Here is a 25,334-nt window from a genome sequence, read left to right as displayed (position 1 = left end):
AAAGGAAAACCGATTGATGCCCCAGGTGGATCCCGAACTCTTCGACCGTGGCCAGTTCCAGGCGGAACTGGCACTGAAGGCCAGCCCCATCGCAGCCTTCAAGAAGGCCATTCGTCAGGCCCGCGAGGTGCTCGACGGGCGCTTTCGTACCGGCCGCGATATCCGCCGGCTGATCGAGGACCGCGCCTGGTTCGTCGACAACATCCTGCAAAAGGCCTGGGAACAGTTCAGCTGGAGTGAAGACGCCGATATCGCCCTGGTGGCGGTCGGCGGCTACGGTCGTGGCGAACTGCACCCCTACTCCGACATCGACCTGCTGATCTTGCTGGACAGCGCCGATCACGAGATCTTTCGCGACTCCATCGAGCGTTTTCTGACGCTGTTGTGGGACATCGGCCTGGAAGTCGGCCAAAGCGTACGCTCAGTGGACGAGTGTGCCCAGGAAGCCCGCGCCGACCTGACGGTGATCACCAACCTGATGGAAAGCCGCACCATCGCCGGCCCCGAGCGCCTGCGCCAGCGCATGCTGGAAGTCACCAGCACCGCGCACATGTGGCCAAGCAAGGACTTCTTCCTGGCCAAGCGTGCCGAGCAGAAAGCCCGGCACCACAAGTACAACGACACCGAATACAACCTGGAACCCAACGTCAAAGGCTCCCCGGGCGGGCTGCGGGATATCCAGACGATTTTGTGGGTCGCCCGTCGCCAGTACGGCACCCTGAACCTGCGCGCCCTGGCCGGGGAAGGCTTCCTGGTGGAGAGCGAAAACGCCCTGCTGGCCTCCTCCCAGGAATTCCTCTGGAAAGTGCGCTACGCGCTGCACATGCTGGCCGGGCGCTCCGAAGACCGCCTGCTGTTCGACCACCAGCGCTCCATCGCGACCCTGCTGGGGTTTGAAGGCGAAGACGCGAAGACCAGCATCGAAAGTTTCATGCAGCAGTACTACCGCGTGGTAATGAGCATTGCCCAGCTCAGCGACCTGATCATCCAGCACTTTGAAGAAGTGATCCTGGCCCCGGAAGACGAAGCACCGCCGCAGCCGATCAACGCGCGCTTCCAGCTCCACGATGGCTATATCGAGGCACGCAACGACAACGTGTTCAAACGCACGCCGTTCGCCATGCTGGAAATCTTCGTGTTGATGGCCCAGCAGCCGGAAATCAAGGGCGTACGCGCCGACACCATTCGCCTGCTGCGGGAAAACCGTCACCTGATCGACGACGATTTCCGCCACGACATCCGCAATACCAGCCTGTTTATCGAGCTGTTCAAGTGCAAGATCGGCATCCACCGCAACCTGCGTCGCATGAACCGCTACGGGATCCTGGGGCGCTACCTGCCGGAGTTCGGTTTTATCGTCGGGCAGATGCAGCACGACCTGTTCCACATCTACACGGTGGACGCCCACACCCTGAACCTGATCAAGCACCTGCGTAAGTTGCAGTACACCCAGGTGTCAGAGAAATTCCCACTGGCCAGCAAGCTCATGGCGCGTCTGCCCAAGCCGGAATTGATCTACCTCGCCGGCCTGTACCACGACATCGGCAAGGGCCGGCACGGCGATCACTCGGAAATTGGCGCAGTGGACGCCGAAGCGTTCTGCCAGCGTCACCAGTTGCCGCTGTGGGACAGCCGCCTGATCGTGTGGCTGGTGCAGAACCACCTGGTGATGTCCACCACCGCCCAGCGCAAGGACTTGTCCGACCCGCAGGTGATCCACGATTTTGCCCAGGCCGTCGGCGATGAAACCCGCCTCGACTACCTGTACGTGCTCACCGTGTCCGACATCAACGCCACCAACCCGACGCTGTGGAACTCCTGGCGCGCCAGCCTGTTGCGCCAGCTCTACACCGAGACCAAGCGCGCGCTGCGTCGCGGCCTGGAGAACCCGGTGGACCGCGAAGAACAGATCCGCCGCACCCAAAGCGCGGCCCTGGATATTCTGGTGCGTGGCGGCAATGACCCGGACGACGTCGAGCAACTCTGGTCGCAACTGGGAGACGACTACTTCCTGCGCCACACCGCCGGCGACGTGGCCTGGCACAGCGACGCGATCCTGCAGCAGCCGGCCGATGGCGGCCCGCTGGTGCTGATCAAGGAAACCACCCAGCGCGAGTTCGAGGGTGGCACCCAGATCTTCATCTACGCGCCCGACCAGCACGACTTCTTCGCCGTGACCGTGGCCGCGATGGACCAGCTCAACCTGAACATTCACGACGCCCGGGTCATCACCTCCAGCAGCCAGTTCACCCTCGACACCTACATCGTGCTCGACACAGAAGGCGAGTCCATCGGCGACAACCCGGAGCGGGTGAAAAAGATCCGCAAAGGCCTCACCGACGCGCTGCGCAATCCTGACGACTACCCGACCATCATCCAGCGTCGGGTGCCGCGCCAGCTCAAGCACTTTGCTTTTGCCCCCGAGGTGACCATCCACAACGACGCCCAGCGCCCGGTGACGGTGCTGGAACTCAGCGCGCCGGACCGCCCGGGCCTGCTGGCACGGATCGGCACGATCTTCCTGGAGTTCGACCTGTCGTTGCAGAACGCCAAGATTGCGACCCTGGGCGAGCGGGTGGAAGACGTGTTCTTCATTACCGATGCCGACAACCAGCCGCTTTCCGACCCTGAACTGTGCCGACGCTTGCAGGAAGCCATCGTCCAGCAGTTGAGCGTCAATCAGGAGACCGGCGTCGAGATGTCACGCTTGAGCATCTGACCGACCGCCCATTTTCAGCTTCCAATGAATTGAACGAGATTTATCGATGAACAACGCCCTGAACCAACTGCAGCCCTACCCGTTCGAGAAATTGCGCGTCCTGCTGGGCAGCGTCACGCCGAACCCGGACAAACGCCCCATCGCCCTGTCCATCGGTGAGCCGAAGCACAAATCCCCGCAGTTTGTTGCCGAGGCGCTGGCCAACAACCTGGACCAGATGGCGGTGTACCCCACCACCCTGGGCATTCCCGCCCTGCGCGAAGCCATTGGCGCCTGGTGTGAACGCCGTTTCAGCGTGCCCAAGGGCTGGCTTGACCCGGCGCGCAACATCCTGCCGGTGAACGGCACCCGTGAAGCGCTGTTCGCCTTCACCCAGACCGTGGTAAACCGCGGCGACGACGCGCTGGTGGTCAGCCCGAACCCGTTCTACCAGATCTACGAAGGGGCTGCGTTCCTCGCCGGGGCCAAGCCGCATTACCTGCCGTGCCTGGATGAAAACGGCTTCAACCCGGATTTCGACGCCGTATCGCCGGACATCTGGAAACGCTGCCAGATCCTGTTCCTCTGCTCGCCAGGCAACCCGACCGGTGCACTGATTCCCGTCGACACCCTGAAAAAGCTGATCGCCCTGGCCGACGAATACGACTTCGTGATCGCCGCCGACGAGTGCTACAGCGAGCTGTACTTCGACGAACAAACCCCGCCGCCAGGCCTGCTCAGCGCCTGCGTGGAACTGGGCCGCCAGGACTTCAAGCGTTGCGTGGTGTTCCACAGCCTGTCCAAGCGCTCCAACCTGCCGGGCCTGCGTTCGGGCTTTGTGGCCGGCGACGCCGATATCCTCAAGGGCTTCCTGCTGTACCGCACCTACCACGGTTGCGCGATGCCGGTGCAAACCCAACTGGCGAGCATTGCTGCCTGGCAGGACGAAGCCCACGTGCAGGCCAACCGTGACCTGTACCGGGAGAAGTTCGATGCGGTGCTGGCGATCCTGAAGCCGGTGCTGGACGTGCAAAACCCGGACGGCGGCTTCTACCTGTGGCCGAATGTGAAGGGCGACGATGCGGCGTTCTGCCGGGACTTGTTCGTGGAAGAACACGTGACCGTGGTACCGGGCTCGTACCTGTCGCGGGAAGTGGACGGGGTCAACCCGGGCGCCGGGCGTGTACGCCTGGCACTGGTTGCGCCGCTGGCGGAGTGTGTGGAAGCGGCGACGCGGATTCGCGACTTTATTACCCGCAATAAATAACTGCGCTGAATGTGGCGAGGGAGCTTGCTGTGGCGAGGGAGCTTGCTCCCGCTGGAGTGCGCAGCGCTCCCGCTTTTTTGGGGCCGCTACGCAGCCCAGCGGGAGCAAGCTCCCTCGCCACAAGCAAGCACCGCGGTGTTATTTGATATGACCCAGATTCGCCTCGCTCATATCCAGATCCGCCAACACCTCCCGTAACACATCATCACCAATCTGATGGTGACGGCTCAGGCTATACAGTTCCAGACGCTGCGCCCGCAGGGCCTTGAGCCGCAACTTGCGCTCCAGTTGATCCATCTGCAACGCCAGCGCCTGGGCTTCGGCCGAATCGTTGAACACTTCCAGTTGATGACGATACTCCGACATCAACCGCGCCTTGAGCTCGGTGGCCAAGGCTGCCTGGGCGGCATCCTGGGGTGCAGCTTCAGCGGGTTCTTCGGCTTCCAGGGCATGGATAGCAGCCACGGCGGTCTTCTTCCAGGCCTCGCGCACTTCATTGTGGCGTTTCTCATCCGGGCTCTTCTCGATGCCGCGCAACAGCAGCGGCAAACCGATGCAGGCCGCGACGAGCGAAAGCAGGATCACACCGGCGGCGATGAAGATCAGCAGGTCGCGCTCGGGAAAATCCTGCCCCGGCGCAAGCAGTAACGGTACCGACATCACACCCGCCAGGGTCACGGCACCGCGTACGCCACCGACGGTCAGCAACCAGCAGGACCGCGCGGTGGGCACCAGCGTCAGCTCACTTTTCCCACGAATCCGGCGCAATAAACCCGACAGTCGCCAGATGCTTTGCACCCAGATAAACCGCAACACCACCAGCACCAGGAAAATCGCGATCACGTCCAGGCAGCGATACAACAAGGTCGGCCACAGCGTCGGCTCATGGCTGACCACCGCCTTGATGATGTCAGGCAGTTGCAGGCCCAGCAGCAGGAAGATCAAGCCGTTGAACGCAAACTCCAGCAGCGACCAGACGCTGCGGTTGAGCAACCGGGTGCTGGTCTGGCGCGGCAGCAGGTCGAGCCAGCTTTGCATCATGCCCGCAGCCACCGCCGACAGGATGCCCGAGGCGCCAAGGCGTTCGGCCAGCACGTAGGCGGCGAATGGCAGCAACAACATGAACACCACGTGCGTCGCCGGGTCGTCCCAGCCCCGGGCGATCATCCAGGCACGCAGGCGGCCCACCAGCCAGCTCAACGCCACACCGACCGCCAGGCCACCCACGGCCACCAGCACAAAGGTGAGGCTCGCATCCGCCAGCGAGAACACGCCGGTCAGCGCCGCCGCCAGGGCGAACTTGAAGGTCACCAGGCCCGAGGCATCATTCATCAACGCCTCGCCCTGGAGCATGTGCATCAGTGGCGTCGGCAACCGATTCTGGGAAATGGCTGACACCGCCACGGCATCCGTCGGCGACAACACGGCCGCCAGGGCGAAGGCCACCGGCAGGGGAATACTCGGCAACAACCAGTGAATGAAGTAACCGGCACCCACCACTGTAAACAGCACCAACCCCACCGCCAGCGTCAGGATCGGCCCGCGCAGGCGCCACAATTCACGCTTGGGCATGCGCCAGCCATCAGAGAACAGCAGCGGCGGCAGAAACAGGAAAAGAAACAACTCAGGGTCCAGGGCGACATGCAGCCCCAGGGTCGGCCAGGCCAGCAACGCACCGGCGGCGATCTGCACCAGTGGTAACGGCAGTGGGATGATACGCCCGACAAGGCGCGAAACGCTGACCAGCATCAGCAGGATAAGTACGGTGTAGGCGGTTTGCATAACGCGGGATTCCCAGACAATCAACTTGCAACAACACACATCAGGCAACAACTCGCCGTTGAAGTGCCATATTAGCCGCCTATGCTGCGCGATGGCCTTTGCACAAAAGTCGCACACGAGCAAAACGTAAGTGTGACGAGCGGCGCCGAAAGCCGCTGGCCATGGCATAATCCGTGACCTTTAATCTGCGTGAGCCCAAAGGGGGGCAATTCCTTGACCGCTTCAAGCAAAACGTTGCACCTTTTCGGCATCAAAGCCTGCGACACCATGAAAAAGGCGCGCACCTGGCTCGATGAGCACGCTATCCAGTATGAGTTTCATGACTACAAGACGGCCGGTATCGACCGCGAACACTTGACTCAATGGTGCAATGAGCACGGTTGGCAGGTGGTTTTGAACCGTGCGGGCACCACCTTTCGCAAACTCGAAGACGAACGCAAAGCCGATCTCGACCAAGCGAAAGCCATTGAATTGATGCTCGCGCAACCCTCGATGATCAAGCGCCCGGTGCTTGATCTCGGTGACAAAACCCTGATTGGCTTCAAGCCAGATAGCTATTCGGCGGCCCTCAAGTAGGCCAGCCCACTCCATTTTTGTAGAGGTAACAGCATGTCCAATTCCCTGTTCAGCCTGGGCTTCGGCGTCGGCACTCAGAACCGCCAAGGTGCTTGGCTGGAAGTGTTTTACGCACAACCGCTGCTCAATCCATCGGCTGAAATCATCGCGGCCATCGCGCCGATCCTCGGTTACACCGAAGGCAACCAGGCGATCACTTTCACCGTCACCCAGGCCCTGCAACTGGCTGACGCGCTCAAGGGCGTCGACGCTGCCCAAGCCGCCCTGTTGAGCCGCCTGGCTGAAAGCCACACGCCGCTGGTCGCCACCCTGCTGGCCGAAGACGCCGCACTGACCTCCACGCCTGAGGCCTACCTCAAGCTGCACCTGCTGTCCCATCGCCTGGTCAAGCCTCACGGCCTGAGCCTGGCCGGTGTGTTCCCGCAGTTGCCGAACGTGGCCTGGACCAGCCAGGGCGCAATCGACATCAATGAGCTGGCCGAGCGTCAACTGGAAGCGCGCCTGCGTGGCGACCTGCTGGAAGTGTTCTCGGTGGACAAGTTCCCGAAGATGACCGACTACGTGGTGCCGAGCGGCGTGCGTATCGCTGATGCCGCGCGGATCCGCCTGGGCGCCTACGTAGGCGAAGGCACCACCGTGATGCACGAAGGTTTCGTCAACTTCAACGCCGGTACCGAAGGCCCGGGCATGATCGAAGGCCGCGTGTCGGCTGGCGTGTTCGTCGGCAAGGGTTCGGACCTGGGCGGCGGTTGCTCCACCATGGGCACCCTGTCGGGTGGCGGCAACATCGTGATCAAGGTCGGCGAAGGCTGCCTGATCGGCGCCAACGCCGGTATCGGTATCCCGTTGGGCGACCGCAACACCGTGGAGTCGGGCCTGTACGTGACCGCCGGCACCAAGGTTGCGCTGCTGGACGAGCAGAACCAGCTGGTCAAGGTGGTCAAGGCCCGCGAGCTGGCCGGCCAACCGGACCTGCTGTTCCGCCGCAACTCCGAGACCGGTGCCGTGGAGTGCAAAACCCACAAATCGGCCATCGAACTGAACGCAGCGCTGCACGCTCACAACTAAGCAGCGACTCGATGCCACTAACGGCCCGCGCCTGACCGGTGCGGGCCGTTTATACGAGTCTTGATCACCATGCTTGTGCCCTCTCCCTGGCGCGCCGATTTTCCGGCCATCGCCACCCTGCAACGGCAAGACCAGACCTATCTGGACAACGCCGCCACCACGCAAAAACCTCAAGCCCTGCTGGACGCCATCAGCCATTACTACGCCAATGGCGCAGCCAATGTGCACCGTGCACAGCACTTGCCGGGCGCCCATGCGACCCAGGCTTTCGAGGACAGTCGCAGCAAGGTGGCACAGTGGCTGAACGTCGGTGACGAGGGGCAAATCATCTTCACCCACGGCGCGACATCGGCGCTGAACCTCCTGGCTTATGGCCTTGAGCACCTATTCAACCCGGGCGACGAGATTGTCATCAGCGCCCTGGAGCACCACGCCAACCTGCTGCCGTGGCAGCAACTGGCCAAGCGTCGCGAGCTGGCGCTGGTGGTACTGCCGCTTGACGATGACGGCTTGATCGACCTGCAAGCCGCCGCCCAACTGATCGGCCCGCGCACCCGCCTGCTGGCGGTGAGCCAACTGTCCAATGTGCTTGGCGCCTGGCAGCCGTTGCCGCAACTGCTGGCGCTGGCCAAGGCCCACGATGCACTGACGGTGGTCGATGGCGCCCAGGGCATCGTGCATGGTCGCCATGATATGCAGGCCCTGGGCTGCGACTTCTACGTGTTTTCCAGCCATAAACTCTACGGGCCGGACGGCGTCGGCGTGCTGTATGGCCGCACCGAAGCCCTGCATCACCTGCGCCACTGGCAGTTTGGGGGCGAGATGGTGCAGCAGGCTGATTATCAAAGCGCCAGTTTCCGCCCGGCGCCCCTCGGCTTCGAAGCCGGGACTCCGCCGATCGCCAGCGTGATCGGCCTGGGGGCAACCCTGGATTACCTGAGTTCCCTGGACCAGCAGGCGGTGACGGCTCACGAAGCCGCCCTGCACGACTACCTGTTGCGTGGCTTGCAAGCGCGCAATGGCGTGCGCTTGCTGGGGTCGCCGCACGTCGCCCTGGCCAGCTTCGTGGTTGAAGGCGTGCACAACGCCGACCTCGCCCACTTGCTGACCGAACAAGGGATTGCGGTGCGCGCCGGCCATCATTGTGCGATGCCGCTGCTCAAGCAGATGGGATTGTCGGGGGCGATTCGGGTGTCGTTGGCGCTGTACAACGACTCCGATGACCTGGAGCGCTTTTTTGAAGCGCTGGATCAAGCCCTGGATATGTTGCGATGAGCTTGCCGACTGAGGCCGTTGTCGCGCTGGAAGCGTTCCAGGCGGTCGGCAGTTGGGAGCAACGAGCCCGCCTGCTGATGCAATGGGGCGAGCGGCTGCCCGCCTTGCCGGACGAAGACAAGGTCGACGCCAACCTGGTGCAGGGCTGTGAAAGCCTGGTGTGGCTGGTGGGGCGCCTGCAGGATGGGCATTGGCAGTTTGCCGCCAGCAGCGATGCACGGCTGATACGCGGGCTGGTGGCGTTGTTGCTGGCGCGGGTCAACGGTGTGTCTGCCGCCGAACTGCAAGCCGTCGACTTGCCCGGCTGGTTTGAGCAACTGGGCCTGTCGCGGCAGTTATCGCCGTCGCGCAGCAATGGGTTGAATGCCGTGCTTCAGCGGATGCGGGAGTTGAGCCTTATACAAAACTAAATGTGGGAGCGGGCTTGCTCGCGAAGGCGGCGTGTCAGTCACCGGAGATGTCGACTGATACACCGCTTTCGCGAGCAAGCCCGCTCCCACATTTTGATCTTCATTCCAGACTGAGATCTAAGGGGCCTTGACTCGATCCGAAGGCCGGCGCACCCCGGCCACTATCTTGTCCACCGCCTTGGTCGCGGCCACCATGCCGAAGGTCGCAGTGACCATCATCACCGCGCCAAACCCGCCGGCGCAGTCCAGCTTCACGCCATCCCCGACAAAACTCTTCTGCAAACAGATGCTGCCGTCCGGCTTCGGGTAACGCAGCTGTTCGGTGGAGAACACGCAGGGCACGCTGTAATGGCGGGTCACAGTGCGGGAGAAGCCATAATCGCGACGCAACGTGGAGCGCACCTTCGACGCCAGCGGGTCATTGAACGTACGGTTCAAGTCACACACCTGAATCAACGTCGGATCAATCTGCCCGCCCGCGCCGCCGGTGGTGATGATCTGGATCTTGCGCCGCTTGCACCAGGCAATCAGTGCGGCCTTGGCGTTCACACTGTCGATGCAGTCGATCACACAGTCGATGTTCGGCGTGATGTACTCGGCCATCGTCTCGCGAGTCACGAAATCCGCCACCGCGTGCACGGTGCAATCCGGGTTGATGCCTTTCAGGCGCTCGGCCATGACCTCGACCTTGGCCTTGCCCACCGTGCTGTCCAGCGCATGCAACTGACGGTTGCTGTTGCTGACGCATACATCATCGAGGTCAAACAGCGAAATCTCGCCCACGCCACAGCGAGCGATGGCTTCCGCCGCCCACGAACCCACCCCGCCCACGCCGACGATGGCCACATGGGCCGCCTTCAGGCGCTCCAGGCCTTCAATGCCATACAAGCGGGCGACGCCGGCAAACCGTGGATCTTCTGTACTCATGACCATTACCCCAAAAACCGGCGCGCATTATAGGGCTACACAGCGACAAGTTTTAAACTACAAGCTACAAGTAAGAGAACTTACGACGAGTTGCACTGCCCAATGTCCGGTTTTTCCCGGCTTGCTGTACGGTCGGTGAAAGGCCAGTGTAGGATGCGCGCCGTTCGGCGCAGGCCGACACCTCTTTTCGTTCCACACCCTTTGGAACCCGAAATAGCCATGTCATCGCGTAAATTTGGACTCAACCTGGTGGTGGTGCTGGCAATTGCCGCGCTGTTCACCGGCTTCTGGGCGCTGATCAACCGCCCGGTCAATGCCCCTAACTGGCCCGAGCAGATCTCCGGTTTTTCGTACTCGCCGTTCCAGCAAGGCCAGTACCCACAGAAAGACCAGTATCCGACCGACGATCAAATGCGTCAGGACCTTGCGATCATGAGCAAGCTGACGGACAACATCCGTACCTACTCGGTCGACGGCACCCTGGGGGATATCCCCAAGCTGGCGGAAGAATTCGGCCTGCGGGTGACCCTGGGGATCTGGATCAGCCCGGACCTCGAGCGCAACGAGCGCGAGATCCAGCGCGCCATCGAAATCGCCAACAGCTCCCGCAGCGTAGTGCGGGTAGTGGTGGGCAACGAGGCGCTGTTCCGCGAAGAAATCACTCCGGAGGCGTTGATCGTGCTGCTGGATCGGGTACGGGCTGCCGTCAAGGTGCCCGTGACCACCTCCGAGCAATGGCACATCTGGGAACACAACCCGCAACTGGCCAAGCACGTCGACCTGATCGCCGCGCACATCCTGCCGTACTGGGAACATATCCCGGTGGACAAGGCCGGCCAGTTCGTCCTCGATCGCGCACGGGACCTGAAGAAGACCTTCCCGAAAAAGCCGCTGTTGCTGTCGGAGGTTGGCTGGCCGAGCAACGGCCGGATGCGTGGCGGTGCTGACGCCTCCCCCGCCGACCAGGCGATTTACCTGCGCACGCTGGTTAACACGCTGAACCGCCAGGGCTACAACTACTTCGTGATCGAAGCGTTTGACCAGCCATGGAAAGCCAGCGACGAAGGCTCTGTAGGGGCCTATTGGGGCGTGTTCAACGCCGCACGCCAGCAGAAATTCAACTTTGATGGCCCGGTGGTCGCGATTCCGCAATGGCGAGTGCTGGCGATCGGCTCGGTGGTGCTTGCGCTGCTGTCCCTGACCCTGCTGATGATCGACGGCTCGGCCCTGCGCCAGCGCGGCCGTACGTTCCTGACCTTTATCGCGTTCCTGTGCGGGTCGGTATTGGTGTGGATCGGTTATGACTACAGCCAGCAATACAGCACCTGGTTCAGTTTGACGGTGGGCTTCCTGCTGGCACTCGGCGCCTTGGGCGTGTTTATCGTGTTGCTGACCGAAGCCCATGAGCTGGCCGAAGCAGTCTGGACCCACAAACGCCGGCGTGAATTCCTGCCGGTTGAAGGGGATTCGGACTACCGCCCGAAAGTCTCGATCCACGTGCCGTGCTACAACGAGCCGCCGGAGATGGTCAAACAGACCCTCGACGCCCTGGCCGCCCTCGATTATCCGGACTACGAAGTCCTGATCATCGACAACAACACCAAGGACCCGGCCGTGTGGGAGCCGGTGCGCGACTACTGCGAAACCCTCGGCCCGCGCTTCAAGTTCTTCCACGTCTCGCCCCTGGCCGGTTTCAAGGGCGGCGCACTGAACTACCTGATCCCGCACACCGCCAAGGATGCCGAAGTGATCGCGGTGATCGACTCCGATTACTGCGTATCGCCAAACTGGCTCAAGCACATGGTGCCGCACTTCGCCGACCCGAAAATCGCCGTGGTGCAGTCGCCACAGGATTATCGCGACCAGAACGAAAGCACCTTCAAGAAGCTCTGCTACGCGGAATACAAAGGCTTCTTCCATATCGGCATGGTCACCCGCAACGACCGTGACGCGATCATCCAGCACGGCACCATGACCATGACCCGTCGCTCGGTGCTGGAAGAGCTGGGCTGGGCCGACTGGTGCATCTGTGAGGATGCCGAGCTGGGCCTGCGGGTCTTCGAGAAGGGCCTGTCGGCGGCGTACTACCACGACAGCTACGGCAAGGGCCTGATGCCCGATACCTTTATCGACTTCAAGAAACAGCGTTTCCGCTGGGCCTACGGCGCGATCCAGATCATCAAGCGCCACACTGCGAGCCTCTTGCGCGGCAAGGACACCGAGCTGACCCGTGGCCAGCGCTACCACTTCCTCGCGGGGTGGTTGCCGTGGGTGGCCGACGGCATGAACATCTTCTTCACCGTGGGCGCCTTGTTGTGGTCGGCGGCGATGATTATCGTGCCGACGCGGGTTGACCCGCCGCTGCTGATTTTCGCGATCCCGCCACTGGCGTTGTTCGTGTTCAAGGTCGGCAAGATCATCTTCCTCTACCGTCGTGCGGTGGGTGTGAACCTGAAAGATGCGTTCTGCGCGGCACTGGCCGGGCTGGCGTTGTCGCACACCATCGCCAAGGCGGTGCTGTACGGGTTCTTCACCACCAGCATTCCGTTCTTCCGTACACCGAAGAATGCCGATAACCACGGTTTCTGGGTGGCGATTTCCGAAGCCCGGGAAGAGATGTTCATCATGCTGCTGTTGTGGGGTGCGGCACTGGGGATTTACCTGGTGCAGGGGCTGCCGAGCAATGACATGCGCTTCTGGGTGGTGATGTTGCTGGTGCAGTCGCTGCCGTATGTGGCGGCGCTGATCATGGCGTTCCTGTCGTCGCTGCCGAAACCGGCACCGAAGCAAGAGCCTGTGGCCGCTGCTTAAAATCCTGCGCAATGCACTAAACGGCGGCCTCTGGCCGCCGTTTTGCTATAAGATAACGGCCATTTTGTGAGACTTGGCCCAGGCCATTGCTTTGTGTGGGAGCGGGCTTGCTCGCGAATGCGCCGGGTCAGTTCATACATTGTTGACTGACACTCCGTATTCGCGAGCAAGCCCGCTCCCACACAAGCCCCCTCCCACATAAGCCTTGCGCCCTGACATGCTTCTGGAGTTTTTACATGACGGCCCACGCCGACCTTTCGCCGACCCTCCAACTCGCTATCGACCTGATCCGCCGCCCGTCGGTGACGCCGGTCGACGCCGATTGCCAGAAGCTGATGATGCAGCGCCTGGGCGACGCCGGTTTTGCGCTTGAGCCGATGCGCATCGAGGATGTGGATAACTTCTGGGCCACCCACGGCAAACACGAAGGCCCGGTATTGTGCTTCGCCGGCCACACCGACGTGGTGCCGACCGGCCCGGTCAAGGCCTGGCAGAACGACCCGTTCGACGCGCTGATCGATGAAAACGGCATGCTCTGCGGCCGTGGCGCAGCCGACATGAAAGGCAGCCTGGCGGCGATGCTGGTCGCTTCCGAGCGCTTTGTGACCGACTACCCGGACCACAAGGGTTCGGTCGCATTCCTGATCACCAGTGACGAAGAAGGCCCGGCGCACCACGGCACCAAGGCGGTGATCGAACGCCTGGCAGCCCGCAAGGAGCGCCTGGACTGGTGCATCGTCGGCGAACCGTCGAGCACCACCCTGGTGGGCGACGTGGTCAAGAACGGCCGTCGCGGCTCCCTCGGCGCCACCCTGACCGTGCGCGGCGTGCAAGGCCATGTGGCCTACCCGCACCTGGCGAAGAACCCGATCCACCTGGCGGCTCCGGCCCTGGCCGAACTGGCCGCCGAGCACTGGGACGATGGCAACACCTTCTTCCCGCCTACCAGCTTCCAGATTTCCAACCTCAACTCCGGCACCGGCGCCACCAACGTGATCCCGGGCGACCTGACGGCGGTGTTCAACTTCCGCTTCTCCACCGAGTCCACCGTCGAAGGCCTGCAGCAGCGGGTCGCGGCGATTCTCGACAAGCATGGCCTGGACTGGCATGTGGAGTGGGCGCTGTCGGGCCTGCCGTTCCTCACCGAACCGGGCGCGTTGCTCGATGCGGTCTCCGCCAGCATCAAGGCCGTCACCGGTCGCGAGACCCAGGCGTCCACCAGCGGCGGCACCTCCGATGGGCGCTTCATCGCGACCCTCGGCACTCAGGTGGTGGAGCTGGGCCCGGTCAACGCGACGATCCATCAGGTCAACGAGCGCATCCTCGCCAGCGACCTCGATGTGCTGACCGAAATCTACTACCAGACCCTGATCAAGTTGCTCGCCTGATGCTCGCTTGCCCCATTTGCAGCGCACCGCTCCATGAAGTGGACAACGGCGTAGCCTGCCCGGCCGGGCACCGTTTCGACCGGGCGCGCCAGGGTTACCTGAACCTGTTGCCGGTGCAGCACAAGAACAGCCGTGACCCAGGCGACAACCTGGCGATGGTGGAAGCGCGCCGCGACTTCCTCAACGCCGGGCATTACGCCCCGGTGGCCAGGCGCCTGGCCGAACTGGCCGCTGAACGCAAACCCCAGCGCTGGCTCGACATCGGCTGTGGCGAGGGTTACTACACCGCACAGATCGCCGACGCCCTGCTGCGCGCCGATGGTTATGCCCTGGATATTTCCAGGGAAGCGGTCAAGCGCGCCTGCAAGCGCAACCCCACGGTGACCTGGTTGATCGCCAGCATGGCCCGGGTGCCGTTGGCCGATGCCAGTTGCCAGTTCCTGGCCAGCGTGTTCAGCCCACTGGACTGGCTGGAGGCCAAGCGCCTGCTCAGCCCGGGTGGTGGTTTGATGAAAGTCGGCCCGACCCGCGGCCACCTGATGGAGCTGCGTGAGCGTTTGTACGACGAAGTGCGCGAGTACACCGACGACAAGCACCTGGCGCTGGTACCGGACGGCATGAGCCTGCAACACAGTGAAACCCTGGAGTTCAAGCTCAGCCTGGCCGACCCCAAGGATCGCGCCAACCTGCTGGCGATGACGCCCCACGGCTGGCGCGCGAGTGCCGAACGCCGGGTCCGGGTGATCGAAGCCGCCGAACCGCTGCTGGTCACTGTGTCGATGCGCTACGACTATTTCGTGCTTCAATAACCCAATATTTTGTGGGCCTCTCGGGGCCCGCGCCGAATCCGCGAATGGATTTTCAAAATCCCGCAACGAGGAACATCCATGCGCCAACCTGATATCGAGATTTACCTCAAGGACGCCGACGTCGACCACAAGGCCATCGCCGCCTGGTTGGGCGCCGCTCTGGGCTCGTGCACCGACTGGGTCCAGCGCGGCCAGACCTACAAGTGCAAAGCCGGCAGCGTACCGGTCACCTGGCTGCCGAAAGCCGTAGGCAAATGGAACAGCCTGTACCTGGAAAGCGACCAGACCCCGTGGGAAGACGACATCGCCTGCGCCCGCGCAGCCTTTGCCGCGCTGAACGTCGAAGTGCGTTGCGCGCCGGGCAGCTGGGTAGAGGAAGAAGGTGAAGAAAGCGCGGATACCTGGATTCGTATCAGCGCAGACGGTGAAGAGCAGATCACCTGGAAAACCGCATAAGGTCAGGCTAACAAGGCCTCAATGTGCAAACCCAATCAAATGTGGGAGCTGGCTTGCCTGCGATGGGCCCACCTCGGTCATTCAGCCAAACCGCGGCGATGCCATCGCGGGCAAGCCCGGCTCCCACATTTGACCGGGTTCCCACATTTAAAGGTGCGTCGTGCTTATCGGCTTACAGCCCAACCACATCCTCAGCCTGCAAGCCCTTCTCTCCCGTCACCACGGCGTATTCCACCTGCTGGCCTTCAGCCAATGAACGATGCCCTTCACCGCGAATGGCGCGGTAGTGCACGAACACATCCTTGCCATCTTCCCGCTGGATAAAGCCATAGCCCTTGGCGTCGTTGAACCACTTCACATTGCCGGTTTCGCGCGTTGCCATCTGTTTTGCTCCCACATGCTTTTTATAAGTACGTTTATTGTTGAGTCGTCGCAGTTGAACTGCCGAGTATAAGACAGGCTCAAAAAGCTTCAACTCAAGATTACTTCGCCGCTTTTTTGCCGATTTTCGGCTAATACTGCACACTAGCGCCCCGAGCACCTGCCCGGTTTTTTTCCCCACTCAAAGCAGAAGCCGTATGACCCGTTCTCCCTTTCGCCGTCTGGTATTTGGCACCTTGCGCCGGCTGTTGTACCTCTGGGTTCGCTCAGAGACGATCAACCAGTCGTCCCTTACCTTGAACCTCGACCGCAGTCGTCCGGTGTTTTACGTCCTGCAATCTCCATCCCTCACCGAATTGGCGGTGGTTGATACCGAATGTACCAAGGCCGGCCTGCCGCGCCCGGTGCTGCCGGTGTCGGTCGGCCCGCTGATGGAGCCGGCGGCCTTCTTCTACCTGACGCCCGACCCCGACTGGCTGGGGCGCCAGGACAAGCGTGGGGCCCCACCCACCCTGACCCGCCTGGTGGATGTGCTCACCGAACACGCCGAAGAGAATGCACAGATCATTCCAGTCAGCGTGTTCTGGGGCCAGTCGCCCGACAGCGAGTCCAGCCCCTGGAAACTGCTGTTCGCCGACAGCTGGGCCGTCACCGGCCGCCTGCGCCGGCTGCTGAGCATCCTGATCCTGGGCCGCAAGACCCGGGTGCAATTCTCCGCGCCCATCAACCTGCGTGAGTTGATCGAGCACAATAAAGGCCACGAACGCACCGTGCGCATGGCCCAGCGCATCCTGCGGGTGCACTTTCGCAACCTGAAAACCGCAGTGATCGGCCCCGACCTGTCCCACCGGCGCAACCTGGTGAAGGGCCTGGTGAACATGCCACTGGTACGCCAGGCGATCCTCGACGAGGCCGAACGCGAGAAAATCACCCCCGAGAAAGCCAAGGCCCAGGCCCTGCGCTATGGCAACGAGATCGCCTCGGACTACACCTACACCGCCATCCGTTTCCTCGAAGTGGTGCTGAGCTGGTTCTGGAACAAGATCTACGACGGCATCAAGGTCAACAACATCGAAGGTGTGCAAAAGGTCGCCCAGGGCTACGAGGTGATCTATGTACCGTGCCATCGCAGCCATATCGACTACCTGCTGCTCTCCTACCTCCTGTTCAAGAATGGCTTGACCCCGCCGCACATCGCCGCCGGGATCAACCTGAACATGCCGGTGATCGGCAGCCTGTTGCGCCGTGGCGGGGCGTTTTTCATGCGCCGTACTTTCAAGGGCAACCCGCTGTACACCTCGGTGTTCAACGAATACCTGCACACCTTGTTCACCAAGGGTTTCCCGGTGGAATACTTCGTCGAAGGCGGACGCTCGCGCACCGGGCGCATGCTGCAACCGAAGACCGGGATGCTGGCGATCACCCTGCGCAGCTTCCTGCGTTCCTCGCGCATGCCCATCGTGTTCGTGCCGGTGTACATCGGCTATGAGCGGGTGCTGGAAGGCCGCACTTACCTGGGCGAACTGCGCGGTGCGAGCAAGAAGAAAGAGTCGATTTTCGATATTTTCAAAGTGGTCGGCGCCCTCAAGCAGCGCTTTGGCCAGGTCGCCGTGAACTTCGGCGAACCGATCAAGCTGGCTGAATTCCTCGACAGCGAACAGCCCGGCTGGCGCTCCCAGGAGCTGGGCCCGAACTACAAGCCGGCGTGGCTCAACGAAACCACCAACCGCCTCGGCGAACGGGTGGCGCAACACTTGAACGAAGCGGCGGCGATCAATCCGGTGAACCTGGTGGCCCTCGCGCTGCTGTCCACCACCCGCCTGGCCCTGGACGAACAGGCGATGGCGCGCCAGCTGGATCTGTACCTGGCACTGCTGCGCAAGGTGCCCTACTCGCCCCACACCACCCTGCCGGAAGGCGACGGCCTGGCGCTGATCAAGCACGTCAAGGACATGGACCTGCTGTCGGAACAGAGCGATGCACTGGGCAAGATCCTCTACCTGGACGAGCAGAACGCCGTCCTGATGACCTACTACCGCAACAACGTGCTGCACATCTTCGCCCTGCCGGCGCTGCTGGCGAGTTTCTTCCAGAGCAGCTCGCGGATGAGCCGCGAACAGATCCTGCGCTATACCCGTGCGCTCTACCCGTACCTGCAATCGGAGCTGTTTATCCGCTGGTCCCTGGACGAGCTGGACGCGGTGGTCGACCAGTGGCTCGAAGCCTTCGTCGAACAAGGCCTGCTGCGTTTTGAAAACGACGTGTACCTGCGCCCGGCGCCGAGCTCACGGCAGTTTGTGCTGTTGACCCTGCTGTCCAAGAGCATCGCCCAGACCCTGCAACGCTTCTACATGGCGATCTCGCTGCTGCTCAACAGCGGCCAGAACAGCATCAGCGCCGAAGAGCTGGAAGACCTGTGCACGGTCATGGCCCAGCGCCTGTCGATCCTGCACGGCCTGAATGCCCCGGAGTTCTTCGACAAGAGCCTTTTCCGACATTTTATCCAGACCCTGCTGGAGCAAGATGTGCTGCGCCGCGACGAGGCCGGCAAACTGAGCTATCACCCGCTGCTGGGTGAGCTGGCCGAAGGTGCAGCCAAACGCGTATTGCCCGCGGAGATTCGCCTGTCGATTCGCCAGGTCGCACTGCATCGCAGCGAAGAGGCGCCAGACCAGCCTGTGGTACCCGAAGAAACACACTAGAGTGACCGAGGCGCCAGGGTGTTTCTGGCGCCGTTGACAAGGAGCTGCACCATGAAAAAAATCATCCTCCTGGGCCTGACCGCCCTGCTGGGAGCCTGCCAGACCATGAGCCCCGCGCCCAAAGCCAGCCTCGATGGCGAAGTCTTCTATTTGCAACGCATCGCCCTCCCGCCCGCCGCCACCTTGAGTGTGACCCTGCAGGATGTGTCCTTGATGGACGCCCCGGCCGTGACCCTGGCCGAGCAGAAAGGCCCGGTGAAAGGCCAGGTGCCACTGCCCTTTCATCTGAGCTACGACCCGACCCAGGTCAAGCCTGGCCACAGTTACTCGGTGAGCGCTCGCATCGAACTGGAGGGCAAGCTACTGTTTATCACCACCGAACGGCACTCCGTGCAGTTGAACGGCCAGGACCCACAACCGCTGCGCCTGCGCGTGGATGCGGTTGCACACTGATTAAAATATCGAACATAAGGAAGCGCCCATGCTCCGTAACTCCCTTCGCCTCACTGCCCTGTGCGCCGGCTTGCTGCTCGGTGCCAACGCCATGGCCTTGTCCCTCGGCAGCCTGTCCCAGGGCGACGCCACCGGCGGCCTCAAGGATGCACTGACCCAAGGCGCACAGATTGCCGTGAAACAACTGGGTGTGCCCGGTGGTTTCAGCAACAACCCCGAAGTGAAGATCGGCCTGCCGGGCAAGTTGGGCAAAGTCGCCGACAAGTTGAAAATGTTCGGCATGGGTGACCAGGTCACGCAACTTGAAACCAGCATGAACAAGGCGGCCGAGTCTGCTGTCACCCAGGCCCAGCCGATCCTGGTAAACGCGGTGAAAAACATGAGCGTGACCGATGCCAAGGGCATCCTCACCGGCGGCCAGGACTCGGCCACCCAGTACCTGAACAAAAGCAGCCGTGACGAGATCCGGGCCAAGTTCCTGCCGATCGTCAAGGCCGCTACCGACAAGGTCGGCGTGGCCCAGCAGTACAACGCGCTCGCCGGCAAGGCCGCCACCTTTGGCGCCATTGATGCCAAGAGCGCCAATGTCGAAAGCTACGTGACCGAACAGGCGCTGGACGGGCTGTTCAAGATGATCGCCCAGCAGGAAGAAACCATTCGCAAGAACCCGGCGGCGGCTGCCACCAGCTTGGCCAAGAAGGTGTTCGGCGCGCTGTAGACCATACCCGGCAACTAAAAACGCCCTGAACTATTCAGGGCGTTTTTTTTAATAGCGGCACTTGCAAGGCAAATCACTACCCACGGCATTGCTGTTGCTGCTGTTGGTGGTGTTGTTTTCGGTTTTGATATTAATGTTGATCTCGGGCTGGCCATTGCCATTGGACCGACCGAAATTCGGCAAGGCAGCCCGAGTGGTTCCCGGGCTGCCTCGAGTCAGCGGCTATCGATGCATCGGAAAGAGTGCCGATGAGCTCTGGTAGGGTTGGTGGGCCTCATGCACCGGCGCCTGGTGATATGGCTTGGGCCGCGCAGGCAGGACAGGCCCCGTTGGTCGGGAGTGATGGCCGTGGTTGATACCGGGCCGTCCATGGCCGGGCTTGTGCGGTCGCGCCGTATCAGCTTCTTTATTGGAACCAGGCAACAGATTGCCCAGCAGTGACCCCAGGAAAGCACCTTTGAAAGCTGCCAGGGCAGACAAAATAAACATATGACACTCCATGAACTCATTGTTGTTCATCGGGACCGCAGGCTTGCGGCCCCGACAACGACGTCTGTCAATCAGACGATTCTGAGTGGAGCACCACGGGCAAACGTTCCGTCGCCCAGGGTCGTAGTTTGCGTCTATGTGTGAATGAGCAGAGGCATTTCCTTACAGGACACCCCTGCCACTCGCAGCCTTACACGGCCTCCTTGCGCACCCGAAACCACGCCGCATACAGCGCGGGCAGGAACAACAGCGTCAATGCCGTCGCAACAATCAAGCCGCCCATGATCGCCACGGCCATCGGCCCGAAGAACACGCTGCGGGACAGCGGGATCATCGCCAGTACGGCCGCCAGCGCCGTCAGCACAATCGGCCGGAAGCGCCGCACGGTCGCCTCGATAATCGCCTGCCAGGGAGCCAGGCCGGCCTTGATGTCCTGCTCGATCTGGTCCACCAGGATCACCGAGTTACGCATGATCATCCCCGACAGCGCGATGGTCCCCAGCATCGCCACGAACCCAAAGGGCTGGCGGAACACCAGCAGGAACAGTGTCACCCCGATCAGGCCCAAGGGCGCCGTGAGAAACACCATCGCGGTGCGGGAGAAGCTGCGCAATTGCAGCATCAGCAAGGTCAGCACCACCACGATAAACAGCGGCACACCGGCCTTGACCGAGTTCTGCCCACGGGCGGAATCCTCGACCGTGCCGCCAACTTCCAGCAGGTAGCCGTCCGGCAGTTCAGCGCGCACGCCTTCGAGGGTCGGCAGGATTTGCTGCACCAGGGTGGCCGGTTGTTCCTTGCCGTAGATATCGGCGCGAACGGTCACGGTCGGCAGGCGATTACGGTGCCAGATGATGCCTTCCTCAAAGCCGTATTCCAGGGTCGCGATCTGCGACAGCGCCACGCTCTTGCCGTTGTCGGTCGGCACCGCCAGGCTTGGCAGCAGCGACAGCTCGGTGCGCTCATGCACCGTGCCGCGCAGCAGGATTTCGATCAACTCGTTGTCTTCGCGGTACTGGCTGACGCTGGAGCCCGTGAGGGAACTCTGGAGGAATTTCGACAGGTTGGCGGTGCTCACGCCGAGGGCGCGGGCGCGGTCCTGGTCAACGTTGAGGTAGACGATCTTGCTCGGTTCTTCCCAGTCCAGGTGCACGTTGACCACGTGGGTATTTTCGCGAACCTTGGCCGCCACTTTCCGCGCCAGGGCCCGGACTTCTTCGATGTGCTCGCCCGTTACCCGGAACTGCACGGGGTAGCCAACCGGCGGGCCGTTTTCAAGCCGCGTAACCCGCGAACGCAGGTCCGGGAATTGTTCGTTGAGGGTTTCGATCAGCCAGGTGCGCAAGCTTTCGCGCTCCTCGATGGTCTTGGCCAACACCACAAACTGGGCAAAGCTGGCGGCCGGAAGTTGCTGGTCCAGCGGCAGGTAGAAACGTGGCGAACCGGTACCGACATAGGCCACATAATTTTCAATACCGGCATGTTCCTTGAGCAAGGCTTCAAGGCGTTTGACCTGGTCAGCCGTATTGCTCAGGGACGCGCCTTCAGCCAGTTTCAGGTCGACCATCAGTTCCAGTCGCCCGGAAGCCGGGAAGAACTGCTGGGGCACAAAGCGGAACAGCGCCACCGAGCCGATAAACAGCAGCAAGGTCAGGACGATCACCGTCTTGCGCCGACGCACGCACCATTCCACCAGGCGTCTTACGCGCTGATAGAAGGGTGTGCCGTAGGGATCCGGCCCGTCGGTGCCATGCTTGGCCGCATGAATCTTCGCCAGGTCCGGCAGGAGTTTTTCCCCCAGGTACGGCACGAACATCACTGCGGCGACCCACGAGGCCAGCAGCGCAATGGTCACCACCTGGAAGATCGAGCGGGTGTATTCACCGGTGCTCGATTGCGCCGTGGCAATCGGCAGGAAACCCGCGGCCGTGATCAGGGTGCCGGTGAGCATCGGGAAGGCTGTGCTGGTCCAGGCGAAACTGGCGGCCTTGAGCCGGTCGTACCCTTGCTCCATTTTGATCGCCATCATTTCCACGGCGATGATCGCATCGTCCACCAGCAAGCCCAGCGCCAGCACCAGCGCGCCGAGGGAGATTTTGTGCAGGCCGATGCCGAGGTAATACATGGTGGCAAACGTCATGGCCAACACCAGCGGAATCGCCAGGGCGACCACCATGCCGGTGCGCACGCCCAGAGAGAAAAAGCTCACCAGCAACACAATCGCCAGGGCCTCGGCGAGCACCTGGACGAATTCGCCGACACTGGTTTTTACCGCTGCCGGCTGGTCCGACACCTTGCGCAGTTCCATACCGGCAGGAAGGTTCTTCTGCAGGCGTGCGAATTCGCCTTCCAGGGCCTTGCCCAGCACCAGGATGTCGCCACCATCACGCATGGCCACGGCCAACCCGATGGCGTCGGCGCCCATGTAGCGCATGCGCGGTGCCGGTGGATCGTTGAAGCCACGATGAATCTCGGCCACGTCACCGATACGGAACGTACGATCACCGACGCGGATCGGGAAGTCGCGAATCTCCTTAACGGTCTTGAAGTTGCCGGACACCCTTAACTGCACGCGCTCGCTCGGGGTTTCAAAGAAGCCGGCGGTGGACACCGCATTCTGTTCCTGCAACGCCTGCTGCACGGCCGCCAGCGGCAGGCCGAGGGTGGCGAGCTTGAGGTTGGACAGCTCGATCCAGATCTTCTCGTCCTGCAAGCCCAGCAGTTCGACCTTGCCGACATCCGGCACCCGTTGCAGCTGAATCTGGATGCGGTCGGCGTAGTCCTTGAGCACGGCGTAGTCAAAGCCATCGCCGGTCAGGGCGTAGATATTGCCGAAGGTGGTACCGAATTCATCGTTGAAAAACGGGCCCTGGATATCCGGTGGCAGGGTCTGGCGAATATCGCTGATTTTCTTGCGCACCTGGTACCAGAGGTCCGGGATCTCTGCGGAGTGCATCGAGTCCCGGGCCATGAAGGTGACCTGGGATTCACCGGGTCGCGAGAAGGAGACGATGCGCTCGTAGTCGCCGGTCTCCATCAATTTCTTTTCAATACGCTCGGTGACCTGGCGCGACACTTCCTGGGCCGTGGCGCCTGGCCAGTTGGTCTTGATCACCATGGCCTTGAAGGTAAACGGCGGGTCTTCGCTTTGTCCCAGCTTGGTGTAGGACAAGGTGCCGACCACTGCCAGCAGGATCATCAGGAACAGTACGATCTGGCGATTACGCAACGCCCATTCGGAAAGATTGAAACCCATCGGGGACTACTCCTTGGCCGCCAGACTTACCACTCGATTGGCGCGATCCACCGGGCGCACTTGCTGGCCCTCATGGAGTACATGCACACCGGCGGCGATCACCCAATCAGTGGGGTTCAAGCCTTCCAGCACCGGCACGGTTTTCTCGCCAAAGGCGCCGATCCGCACCGGCGTGCGCTTGAGGGTATTGTCGGGCTGCACCACCCAGACGTAGGACGCGCCGTTCTCCGCGCTCAGGGCAGACAGCGGCACCGCCAGGGGAATCACCCCGTCAGCCTGGATGAAGACGCGAGCGCTCTGCCCCAGTTCCGCAGGCACTTTGCCGCCGGTAAACGCGACGCGGGCGGCGAAGGTTCGCGACTTTGGATCGGCAGCCGGCGACAGTTCGCGGATGCGGCCGTTGAAGCGCTGGTCGGGCTGGCTCCACAGTTCCACGGACACCGGCTGGCCAATCTTGAAACGCCCGAAGCTTTGCTCCGGCAGGCTGATCAACACCTCCCGCTCGCCATCGGTGGCCAGGGTGAATACGGTCTGGCCGGCCGACACCACCTGGCCGACTTCCACTGCACGCTTGGCGACCACGCCATCCTGGGGTGCGCGCAACACGGCGTAACCGGCCTGGTTATTGGCCACGTCGAATTCGGCCTTGATCTGCTTGAGGCGTGCTTCGCCGGAGCGGTAGAGGTTTTCGGAGTTGTCGTACTGGGAGCGGCTGACCATCTGACGGTCCATCAGGGTCTTGTAGCGGTCACGCTCGGCGCGTACCAGGCTCAGGTTGGCGTCGGCGGCGGCGACCTGGGCGCGGGTGGCTTCCAGTTGCAGGCGTACGTCCTGAGGGTCGAGTTCGGCCAGGGGCTGGTTGGCCTTGACGCGCTCGCCCTCCTCCACCAGTCGTCGGCTGACTTTGCCGCCAATGCGAAAGGCCAGGTCGGGTTCATAGCGTGCACGCACCTCGCCCGGGTAGCTGTCGGAAGCCTGCGCCGAAGGCTCTGGCTGAACCACCATGGCCGGGCGGACGGTGGTTTGCGCCGCTTCTTCATGGCCACAGGCAGCCAACAGGAATAACAAGCTGGCAGGCAACGCGAGTGGCAGGAAATAGCTGCGCATGCTGAAGGACCTTTCGCTAATGGTGCTAGGAATAATTATACTGGCCAGTATGTTATTAATACCAAACTCACCAGTCCAGTAATAAAGTGAAAATGTCCGACAATCCTGTGAACACCAATAGCCCCGGGCGTCCCAAGGACATGGCAAAACGCCAGGCGATTCTTGATGCGGCGAAGATCCTGTTTTTGAGTAATGGGTATGCCAGTACCAGCATGGATGCCGTGGCAGTGGAGGCCGGGGTGTCGAAGCTGACGGTGTACAGCCATTTCACCGACAAGGAGACGCTGTTCTCGGCGGCGGTGGTTGCCAAGTGCGAAGAGCAGTTACCGGTGATGTATTTCGAGCTGCCCGAGGGTGTGCCGGTGGAGAAGGTGCTGCTCAATATCGCCCGCGGGTTTCATGTGCTGATCAATAGCGAGGAGTCGGTGAACCTGCATCGGTTGATGATGACTTCCGGGAGTCAGGATCCGAAGTTGTCGCAGATCTTTTTCGAAGCTGGGCCGATGCGCATGTTGCAGGGGATGGAGCGGCTGCTCGGTAAGATCGACCAGAGTGGCGCATTGCGTATTGCCAAGCCGTTCACCGCGGCGGAGCATTTTTTTTGCTTGCTCAAGGGGACGGCGAATTTTTGTTTGTTGTATGGGTGTGGGGGGCAACTGAGCGCAGAGGCGGCTGAGGAGCATGTGCAGGAAGTGGTTGGGTTGTTCATGCGGGCTTATCGGGCTTTTTGAACTGGGTACGCTCCAAAGCCTGCGTTCGGC

The 25,334-nt window shown here is 61.9% G+C and carries 19 protein-coding genes; 14 read left to right on the top strand and 5 right to left on the bottom strand.

The window, feature by feature from the left end; translation table 11 throughout:
* Window positions 1-16: 16 nt before the first annotated feature.
* Together HX811_RS30170 and dapC are read left to right on the top strand one after the other, a co-directional pair.
* Window positions 17-2,719 carry a [protein-PII] uridylyltransferase gene (locus HX811_RS30170; RefSeq protein WP_003219334.1) on the top strand — a complete coding sequence of 901 codons (2,703 nt, stop codon included), beginning with the start codon at window positions 17-19 and terminating at the stop codon, window positions 2,717-2,719.
* A 46-nt stretch (window positions 2,720-2,765) separates the two neighbouring features.
* Window positions 2,766-3,965, top strand: a complete 1,200-nt coding sequence (dapC, locus tag HX811_RS30165) for a succinyldiaminopimelate transaminase (RefSeq protein WP_087694928.1) — start codon at window positions 2,766-2,768, stop codon at window positions 3,963-3,965.
* Between the two features lie 138 nt (window positions 3,966-4,103).
* Here the strand turns inward: dapC and HX811_RS30160 are convergent, their stop codons facing one another.
* Entirely contained in the window at window positions 4,104-5,747 is a 1,644-nt protein-coding gene (locus tag HX811_RS30160) for a Na+/H+ antiporter (protein ID WP_177048607.1), read from the bottom strand.
* A 213-nt stretch (window positions 5,748-5,960) separates the two neighbouring features.
* Between HX811_RS30160 and HX811_RS30155 the strand changes: the two genes are divergently transcribed.
* From HX811_RS30155 to HX811_RS30140, 4 genes are all read left to right on the top strand, one after another.
* Complete coding sequence (locus tag HX811_RS30155; RefSeq protein WP_003219341.1) at window positions 5,961-6,323, top strand: ArsC family reductase; 363 nt, start codon at window positions 5,961-5,963, stop codon at window positions 6,321-6,323.
* Window positions 6,324-6,356: 33 nt separating this feature from the next.
* A complete protein-coding gene (gene dapD / locus HX811_RS30150; protein ID WP_003219342.1) occupies window positions 6,357-7,391 on the top strand; it encodes a 2,3,4,5-tetrahydropyridine-2,6-dicarboxylate N-succinyltransferase in 1,035 nt (344 codons plus the stop codon).
* Window positions 7,392-7,460: 69 nt separating this feature from the next.
* Window positions 7,461-8,666, top strand: coding sequence for an aminotransferase class V-fold PLP-dependent enzyme (locus HX811_RS30145; RefSeq protein WP_003219343.1), 1,206 nt, complete (start codon window positions 7,461-7,463; stop codon window positions 8,664-8,666).
* Entirely contained in the window at window positions 8,663-9,076 is a 414-nt protein-coding gene (locus HX811_RS30140) for a SufE family protein (protein WP_087694929.1), read from the top strand. Before HX811_RS30145 ends, HX811_RS30140 begins: the two co-directional genes overlap by 4 nt.
* Window positions 9,077-9,193: 117 nt before the next feature.
* On the opposite strand, the gene tcdA is transcribed toward HX811_RS30140, so the two are convergent.
* Window positions 9,194-10,003: a tRNA cyclic N6-threonylcarbamoyladenosine(37) synthase TcdA gene (tcdA, locus tag HX811_RS30135; protein WP_177048605.1), complete on the bottom strand. Its 810-nt coding sequence runs from the start codon at window positions 10,001-10,003 to the stop codon at window positions 9,194-9,196.
* A 219-nt stretch (window positions 10,004-10,222) separates the two neighbouring features.
* Here tcdA and HX811_RS30130 point away from each other — a divergent pair, with 219 nt between their 5' ends.
* From HX811_RS30130 to HX811_RS30115, 4 genes are all read left to right on the top strand, one after another.
* Window positions 10,223-12,814: a glycosyltransferase gene (locus HX811_RS30130; RefSeq protein WP_003219347.1), complete on the top strand. Its 2,592-nt coding sequence runs from the start codon at window positions 10,223-10,225 to the stop codon at window positions 12,812-12,814.
* Window positions 12,815-13,050: 236 nt separating this feature from the next.
* Window positions 13,051-14,202, top strand: a complete 1,152-nt coding sequence (dapE, locus tag HX811_RS30125) for a succinyl-diaminopimelate desuccinylase (RefSeq protein WP_008430488.1) — start codon at window positions 13,051-13,053, stop codon at window positions 14,200-14,202.
* Window positions 14,202-15,011 carry a putative RNA methyltransferase gene (locus HX811_RS30120; RefSeq protein ID WP_177048603.1) on the top strand — a complete coding sequence of 270 codons (810 nt, stop codon included), beginning with the start codon at window positions 14,202-14,204 and terminating at the stop codon, window positions 15,009-15,011. The genes dapE and HX811_RS30120 overlap by 1 nt, the downstream gene beginning before the upstream one ends.
* 78 nt (window positions 15,012-15,089) lie before the next feature.
* On the top strand, window positions 15,090-15,467 hold the full coding sequence (locus HX811_RS30115; RefSeq protein WP_177048601.1) for a hypothetical protein: 378 nt from the start codon (window positions 15,090-15,092) through the stop codon (window positions 15,465-15,467).
* Window positions 15,468-15,639: 172 nt separating this feature from the next.
* On the opposite strand, the gene HX811_RS30110 is transcribed toward HX811_RS30115, so the two are convergent.
* Window positions 15,640-15,849, bottom strand: a complete 210-nt coding sequence (locus tag HX811_RS30110; RefSeq protein ID WP_003219353.1) for a cold-shock protein — start codon at window positions 15,847-15,849, stop codon at window positions 15,640-15,642.
* A 196-nt stretch (window positions 15,850-16,045) separates the two neighbouring features.
* Between HX811_RS30110 and plsB the strand changes: the two genes are divergently transcribed.
* From plsB to HX811_RS30095, 3 genes are read left to right on the top strand one after another with little or no spacing between them, the layout of a single operon-like run.
* A complete protein-coding gene (plsB, locus tag HX811_RS30105) occupies window positions 16,046-18,550 on the top strand; it encodes a glycerol-3-phosphate 1-O-acyltransferase PlsB (RefSeq protein ID WP_177048599.1) in 2,505 nt (834 codons plus the stop codon).
* A gap of 51 nt (window positions 18,551-18,601) precedes the next feature.
* Window positions 18,602-19,003 carry a YbaY family lipoprotein gene (locus HX811_RS30100; RefSeq protein WP_003219355.1) on the top strand — a complete coding sequence of 134 codons (402 nt, stop codon included), beginning with the start codon at window positions 18,602-18,604 and terminating at the stop codon, window positions 19,001-19,003.
* Window positions 19,004-19,031: 28 nt separating this feature from the next.
* Window positions 19,032-19,721, top strand: coding sequence for a DUF4197 domain-containing protein (locus HX811_RS30095; protein WP_003219356.1), 690 nt, complete (start codon window positions 19,032-19,034; stop codon window positions 19,719-19,721).
* Window positions 19,722-20,400: 679 nt separating this feature from the next.
* Here HX811_RS30095 and HX811_RS30090 read toward each other — a convergent pair.
* Window positions 20,401-23,466, bottom strand: a complete 3,066-nt coding sequence (locus HX811_RS30090; RefSeq protein ID WP_134325827.1) for an efflux RND transporter permease subunit — start codon at window positions 23,464-23,466, stop codon at window positions 20,401-20,403.
* 6 nt (window positions 23,467-23,472) lie between these two features.
* On the bottom strand, window positions 23,473-24,573 hold the full coding sequence (locus tag HX811_RS30085; RefSeq protein ID WP_003219359.1) for an efflux RND transporter periplasmic adaptor subunit: 1,101 nt from the start codon (window positions 24,571-24,573) through the stop codon (window positions 23,473-23,475).
* Window positions 24,574-24,665: 92 nt separating this feature from the next.
* On the opposite strand from HX811_RS30085, the gene HX811_RS30080 reads away from it, so the two are divergent.
* On the top strand, window positions 24,666-25,304 hold the full coding sequence (locus HX811_RS30080) for a TetR/AcrR family transcriptional regulator (RefSeq protein ID WP_008430503.1): 639 nt from the start codon (window positions 24,666-24,668) through the stop codon (window positions 25,302-25,304).
* Window positions 25,305-25,334: the final 30 nt, after the last annotated feature.

Source organism: Pseudomonas sp. F8002, assembly GCF_013385495.1.
In the GTDB taxonomy this organism is placed as follows: domain Bacteria; phylum Pseudomonadota; class Gammaproteobacteria; order Pseudomonadales; family Pseudomonadaceae; genus Aquipseudomonas.
The sequence above is the reverse complement of the archived record's forward strand: the minus strand, read 5'-3'. Positions and strand labels throughout refer to the sequence as shown.

Coding starts and splice junctions, on each gene's coding strand:
- HX811_RS30170 (WP_003219334.1), top strand. CDS start 17: ATGCCCCAGGTGGATCCCGAACTCTTCGACCGTGGCCAGTTCCAGGCG.
- dapC (WP_087694928.1), top strand. CDS start 2,766: ATGAACAACGCCCTGAACCAACTGCAGCCCTACCCGTTCGAGAAATTG.
- HX811_RS30160 (WP_177048607.1), bottom strand. CDS start 5,747: ATGCAAACCGCCTACACCGTACTTATCCTGCTGATGCTGGTCAGCGTT.
- dapD (WP_003219342.1), top strand. CDS start 6,357: ATGTCCAATTCCCTGTTCAGCCTGGGCTTCGGCGTCGGCACTCAGAAC.
- HX811_RS30145 (WP_003219343.1), top strand. CDS start 7,461: ATGCTTGTGCCCTCTCCCTGGCGCGCCGATTTTCCGGCCATCGCCACC.
- HX811_RS30140 (WP_087694929.1), top strand. CDS start 8,663: ATGAGCTTGCCGACTGAGGCCGTTGTCGCGCTGGAAGCGTTCCAGGCG.
- tcdA (WP_177048605.1), bottom strand. CDS start 10,003: ATGAGTACAGAAGATCCACGGTTTGCCGGCGTCGCCCGCTTGTATGGC.
- HX811_RS30130 (WP_003219347.1), top strand. CDS start 10,223: ATGTCATCGCGTAAATTTGGACTCAACCTGGTGGTGGTGCTGGCAATT.
- dapE (WP_008430488.1), top strand. CDS start 13,051: ATGACGGCCCACGCCGACCTTTCGCCGACCCTCCAACTCGCTATCGAC.
- HX811_RS30120 (WP_177048603.1), top strand. CDS start 14,202: ATGCTCGCTTGCCCCATTTGCAGCGCACCGCTCCATGAAGTGGACAAC.
- HX811_RS30115 (WP_177048601.1), top strand. CDS start 15,090: ATGCGCCAACCTGATATCGAGATTTACCTCAAGGACGCCGACGTCGAC.
- HX811_RS30110 (WP_003219353.1), bottom strand. CDS start 15,849: ATGGCAACGCGCGAAACCGGCAATGTGAAGTGGTTCAACGACGCCAAG.
- plsB (WP_177048599.1), top strand. CDS start 16,046: ATGACCCGTTCTCCCTTTCGCCGTCTGGTATTTGGCACCTTGCGCCGG.
- HX811_RS30100 (WP_003219355.1), top strand. CDS start 18,602: ATGAAAAAAATCATCCTCCTGGGCCTGACCGCCCTGCTGGGAGCCTGC.
- HX811_RS30095 (WP_003219356.1), top strand. CDS start 19,032: ATGCTCCGTAACTCCCTTCGCCTCACTGCCCTGTGCGCCGGCTTGCTG.
- HX811_RS30090 (WP_134325827.1), bottom strand. CDS start 23,466: ATGGGTTTCAATCTTTCCGAATGGGCGTTGCGTAATCGCCAGATCGTA.
- HX811_RS30085 (WP_003219359.1), bottom strand. CDS start 24,573: ATGCGCAGCTATTTCCTGCCACTCGCGTTGCCTGCCAGCTTGTTATTC.
- HX811_RS30080 (WP_008430503.1), top strand. CDS start 24,666: ATGTCCGACAATCCTGTGAACACCAATAGCCCCGGGCGTCCCAAGGAC.